Annotated in this window: 4 protein-coding genes and 1 pseudogene; all 5 read right to left on the reverse strand. The window is 73.8% G+C overall.

Annotated elements, in window-relative coordinates; genetic code table 11:
* The coding region (gene dnaG, locus PV410_RS44515; protein ID WP_500332380.1) for a DNA primase at window positions 1–1,404 on the reverse strand (1,404 nt) is incomplete at its 3' end.
* A gap of 31 nt (window positions 1,405–1,435) precedes the next feature.
* Entirely contained in the window at window positions 1,436–1,885 is a 450-nt protein-coding gene (locus PV410_RS44520) for a GNAT family N-acetyltransferase (RefSeq protein ID WP_500332381.1), read from the reverse strand.
* A gap of 30 nt (window positions 1,886–1,915) precedes the next feature.
* Window positions 1,916–3,178 (reverse strand): NAD(P)/FAD-dependent oxidoreductase, encoded by a 1,263-nt coding sequence (locus tag PV410_RS44525; RefSeq protein WP_500332382.1) that lies wholly within the window; start codon window positions 3,176–3,178, stop codon window positions 1,916–1,918.
* A gap of 160 nt (window positions 3,179–3,338) precedes the next feature.
* Entirely contained in the window at window positions 3,339–4,646 is a 1,308-nt protein-coding gene (locus tag PV410_RS44530) for a deoxyguanosinetriphosphate triphosphohydrolase (protein ID WP_500332383.1), read from the reverse strand.
* A 36-nt stretch (window positions 4,647–4,682) separates the two neighbouring features.
* A pseudogene (locus PV410_RS44535) lies at window positions 4,683–4,814 on the reverse strand (sirohydrochlorin chelatase); the annotation flags it as partial.

Here is a 4,814-nt window from a genome sequence, read left to right on the forward strand (position 1 = left end):
GCCCGGGGCCGCGTCGGGGCGCGCCGCGGCGCCCCGGCCCGGCTGGGCGGCGCCGCCGGACTGGCGGCGTTCGCGCTGCCAGCGGGCGAGCTGGGAGACGCGGCGCACCACGAACTGCGAGTCGAGGATGCCGAGCATGCCGGCCAGCTGCACCGCGTACTCGTGCTGGATGGACGCGTTCTTGATGCCCGCGACGATGGGCGCGCCCGCTTCCAGCGCGGAGGCCCGGCCCTCGGCGGTGTCGAGGTTGTAGCGGGCGACGACCGACGTCAGGGCGAAGGCGAACAGCGGGGTACGGGTGTCCACCAGCCGCTGCACGGCGGCGTCGCCCTCGGCGAGGCGCAGGTCGCAGGGGTCCATGCCGCCGGGGGTGATGGCGATGGAGGTCTCGGCGGCGAACTTCTGGTCGTCCTCGAAGGCGCGCAGGGCGGCCTTCTGGCCGGCCTCGTCGCCGTCGAAGGTGAAGACGACCTCGGCGCCCGAGTTGTCCATCAGCAGCCGGCGGAGGATCTTGATGTGATCGCCGCCGAAGGCGGTGCCGCAGGTCGCGATGGCGGTGGTGACGCCCGCGAGGTGGCACGCCATGACGTCGGTGTAGCCCTCGACGACCACGGCCCGGCTGGTGCGGGCGATCTCCTTCTTCGCCAGGTCGATGCCGTACAGGACCTGGGACTTCTTGTAGATCGGCGTCTCGGGGGTGTTGAGGTACTTCGGGCCCTGGTCGTCCTCGCGCAGCTTGCGCGCGCCGAAGCCGATCACCTCGCCGGTGATGTCGCGGATCGGCCAGATCAACCGGCCGCGGAAGCGGTCGATGGCACCGCCGCGGCGGCTCTCGCTGGCGAGTCCGGAGACGATCAGCTCGCGGTCGGTGAAGCCCTTGCCGCGCAGGAAGCGGACGAGGTGGTCCCAGCCCGCCGGGGCGTAGCCGACGCCGAAGTGCTCGGCGGCGGCCTGGTCGAAGCCCCGCTCGGTGAGGAACTTCCGGCCGATCTCGGCCTCGGCCCCGCCCAGCTGCTCGACGTAGAACTGCGCGGCCGCCTTGTGCGCCTCGACCAGCCGGATCCGCTCGCCCTGCTGCCGGCCCGGGGTGTAGCCGCCCTCCTCGTACCGCAGCGTGATGCCCGCCACGGCGGCGAGCCGCTCGACCGCCTCCGAGAAGGACAGGTGGTCGACCTTCATCACGAAGTCGAGGGTGTCGCCGCCCTCCTGGCAGCCGAAGCAGTGGTAGAGCCCCTTGCTCGGGCTCACGTGGAAGGAGGGCGACTTCTCGTCGTGGAAGGGGCACAGGCCCTTCAGGTTGCCGCCGCCCGCGTTCCTGAGCTGCAGGTACTCGGACACGACGGCGTCGATCGGGACCGCGTCCCGTACCGCCTTGACGTCCTCGTCCCTGATCCGCCCAGCCACGGAAGGATTCTACGGCGCGGCCCGAGGAAGGTCAGACCAGCTTGGCGACGAAGAGGAAGTGCGGCCCGGCCGGCTCCAGCACGAACTCCTCCCCCACCGCCATGAAGCCCTGCCCCTCCCAGAAGCCGCGCGCCGAGGTACGGCCGTTGCACCACACCAGCTCGGCCCCGCGCTGCCGGGCCTGCTCCAGCGCGGCGTGCAGCAGCGCAGCGCCGTAGCCGCGGCCGCGGACCTCCGGGGCGCTGGCCATGCCGCGGATGCGGTACGCGATCGCGCCGTCGCCGGGCAGCTGTTCCGGGAAGAGCGTGACGCACGCCACGACCTCGTCGCCGCCGTCGCCGCCGTAGGCCGCCATGTGGAAGGCGAGCGGATGACCGTCCTCCAGGAAGATCGCCGACTTCCGCGGGAGCCCGGGCCGCAGCACCCTCCAGCGCAGTTCGAAGATCTCCTCGACGGGTACGACGGCGGTCCTGGGCTCCATGACAGTCATGCTAGGTGACCGCCCCCGGGCTCACTCCAGGAGGGAGGCCAGGGGCACCGTGGGGTCGGCCAGCGCGTCGGTGTCGACCTGGCGGCCGGAGCGGATGAGCTTCTGGACGGTGTCGGTCACGTCCCACACGTTGACGTTCATCCCGGCCAGCACCCTGCCGTCGCGCAGCCAGAAGGCGATGAACTGCCGCTTGCCCACGTCGCCCCGGGCCAGCACCTGGTCGTAGGTGCCGGGGGCGGCGTGCCCGGAGAACTCCATGCCCAGGTCGTACTGGTCGGTGAAGAAGTACGGGACCCGGTCGTACACCACGTCCCCGCCGAGCATCGCACGGGCCGCCACGGGGCCGCTGTTGAGGGCGTTCGCCCAGTGCTCGACCCGCAACCGGCCGCCCAGCAGGGGGTGTTCGGCGTTGGCGACGTCTCCGGCGGCGAAGACGTCCGGGTCGGAGGTGCGCAGCGAGGCGTCCACGGCGATGCCGCCGCCCGCGGCGCGGTCGGCCAGCGCCAGCCCGGCGGCCTCGGCGAGCGCGGTGCGCGGGGCGGCGCCGATCGCGGCGAGCACGTGGTGGGCGGGGTGCTCCTCGCCGTCGTCGGTGAGCACCGACATCACCATGCCGTCCTGACCGGTGATCTCGGTGAGCCGGGCGCCGAAGTGGAACCGCACCCCGTGCTCGCGGTGCAGGTCGGCGAAGACCTCGCCGAGCTCCGGGCCGAGGACCGAGTGCAGCGGGCACGGCTGCGGCTCGACGACCGTGACCTCGACGCCGTAGCCGCGGGCGGCGGCCGCCACCTCCAGGCCGATCCAGCCCGCTCCGGCGATCACCAGGTGGCCGTTCTCGCGGCCGAGCGAGGTCAGCACGTTCTTCAGCCGCTCGGCGTGCGCGAGACGGCGCAGGTGGTGCACCCCGGCCAGGTCGGTGCCGGGGATGTCCAGCCGGCGCGGCTCGGCGCCGGTGGTCAGCAGCAGCCTGTCGTACGGGATGGAGGTGCCGTCGCCCAGGGTGATCCGCTTGCCGGTCCGGTCCAGGCCGGTGACCGGCTGGCCGAGGTGGAGTTCGACGTCGTGCTCGGCGTACCAGGCGGCGGGATGGACGAAGACCGAGTCGCGCTCCTCGTTGCCCAGCAGGAAGCCCTTGGAGAGCGGGGGTCGTTCGTAGGGGTGGTCGCGTTCGTCCCCGATCAGTATCACGCGGCCGGTGAAACCCTCGGAGCGCAGCGTCTCCGCCGCTTTCGCCCCGGCGAGCCCCGCCCCGACGATGACGAATGTGTGGTCTGCGTCCACCACTGTGCGCCTCCCTGGTGTCCTCGGGTGCCCGGCGGCCCTCCCTCTGGCAATTGCCAGTCATGTGAGCGTCCCGCACGGCAGGGCCGACGTGAAGAGTGCCGCGCCGACCGGGAACGGGGGCGGCGCGGCGCGCGGGGGCGGCCGGGGGCCCGCCGGGGGCTCACCGGGGGGCGGTGAGCCGGGCGTGCAGGGCGGTCGCGGCCGCGTCGGTCAGCGAGGCGATCTGGTCGACGACGGCCCGCTGCCGGGCCCGGTCGTCCTTGGCCTCGTCGAAGATGCCGCGGAACTGCGGGTCCAGCCCCTCCGGCGCCCGGGCCAGCAGGGCCTCGGCGAGCTCCCCGATGACCACGCGCTGCTGGGCGCGCCGCCGCTCCTGCGCCTCGCGCTGCATGACGTACCGGTCGGCGACCGCCTTCAGGACGGCGCACTCCAGCCGCTGGTCGCGCGGGACGACCAGTTGGGCGCGGTGACGGGTGAGCCGGCCGGTGCCGTAGGCGTCCCGGGTGGCGCGCTCGGCGGCCAGGCAGAAGCGGCCGATCAGCTGCGAGGTGGCGTCCTTCAGCCGGGCCTGGGCGATGGCGGAACCGTCGTAGCCGTGCGGCCACCACTCCATGTCCAGCAGCCGGTCCAGGGCCTGCGCGAGCTCGTCCTCGGCCGCCCCGGGGGCGTAGCGGCCGGCGGCGACGGCGAAGATCTCGCGGCGCTCGGGCTCGGCGAGCAGCACCGCCGGGTCCAGATGGCCGGCGTGCAGCCCGTCCTCGACGTCGTGGACGGAGTACGCCACGTCGTCGGCCCAGTCCATGACCTGCGCCTCGAAGCACTGCACGTACGGGCGGTCGGCGGGGGCGGTGCGGCGCAGCCACTCGAAGACCGGCAGGTCGTCCTCGTACACGCCGAACTTGGGGCTGGTGGGGTCGGTGGGGTGCCCGCCGCGCGGCCAGGGGTACTTCGTCGCCGCGTCCAGCGCCGCCCGGGTCAGGTTGAGGCCCACGCTGGTCAGGGTGCCGTCGTCGGCATGGGCGAAACGCTTCGGCTCCAGCCGGGTCAGGATGCGCAGGCTCTGGGCGTTGCCCTCGAAGCCGCCGCAGCCGGCCGCGACCTCGGCGAGCACCATCTCCCCGTTGTGCCCGAACGGCGGATGGCCGATGTCGTGGGCCAGGCAGGCGGTCTCCACCAGGTCCGGGTCGCAGCCGAGGGCCGCCCCGAGCTCCCGGCCTACCTGGGCGCACTCCAGGCTGTGCGTCAGCCGCGTCCGCGGGCTGCTGTTGAGCGCCCGGGCGTTGTCGACCGGGTCCACCACCTGCGTCTTCCCGGCCAGCCGGCGCAGCCCCGCGGAGTGCAGCATGCGGGCCCGGTCCCGCTGGAACGACGTGCGGCCGGGCCGCTTGTCGGGCTCGGGCACGTAGCGCTCGGTGTCGGCTTCGCTGTAGGGGGCGTAGTCGGTCGCCGCAGGGTGGTTCGCGTCCATACCGCGACGGTAGCGGGCGCGACCCGGTCCGGGCGGCTACGCCGTGGCCAGCTGCGCCGCGGCGGCGGGACCCGCCGTGCCGGCCAGCGCCCGGTCGTAGCGGTGCAGCACCAGCGCCGCCATCGCCGGATGCGCGCCGAGCGGGGCGGCGGCGATCCACGGCGCCGC

This window comes from Streptomyces sp. PA03-5A (assembly GCF_033792725.1).
Taxonomy (GTDB): Bacteria; Actinomycetota; Actinomycetes; order Streptomycetales; family Streptomycetaceae; genus Actinacidiphila.

Excerpts from the sequence above, each read along its gene's own strand:
- PV410_RS44520 (WP_500332381.1), bottom strand. The coding sequence starts at position 1,885 with ATGGAGCCCAGGACCGCCGTCGTACCCGTCGAGGAGATCTTCGAACTG.
- PV410_RS44530 (WP_500332383.1), bottom strand. The coding sequence starts at position 4,646 with ATGGACGCGAACCACCCTGCGGCGACCGACTACGCCCCCTACAGCGAA.